The 358-nt window shown below is 34.6% G+C and carries 1 protein-coding gene; it reads right to left on the reverse strand.

Features of this window, described 5'->3' with window-relative positions; all coding sequences use genetic code 11:
• The coding region (locus FLQ44_RS17905; protein WP_147695471.1) for a transposase at positions 1 to 358 on the reverse strand (358 nt) is incomplete at both ends.

The raw sequence follows: 358 nt of genomic DNA on the forward strand, positions 1-358 counted from the left end.
GTTTCTAAATTCCTCTTTCAGTCGGTGTGGTCTCGCTAATTCTGGCAGCATATCTCTGATTAATTCGAGCTTTTCTTTTTCTGATTCTTTTAAATCTTCTTCATTCTTGAGTAACACATATCTACTTTTTTTTAATGCTAATAGCATTTTCTCTCTTTCAGTTTTATCTTTAACTTTCTCTACTTCTTTCTTGATTTTCTTTCTTTTAGTGTCTAACTCTTTATTGACTTGCTTCATCACATGAAATCTATCGGCTACTATTTCGGCTTGTGGCATGAGTTTCTCAATTACCTTTTTATAGGGTTTCCACAAGTCGATACTGACTTCTTCAATCTGGCTCAAAACCTCTTCACCCCAG

Source organism: Vogesella mureinivorans (assembly GCF_007644035.1).
GTDB classification, from domain to species: Bacteria; Pseudomonadota; Gammaproteobacteria; order Burkholderiales; family Chromobacteriaceae; genus Vogesella; species Vogesella mureinivorans.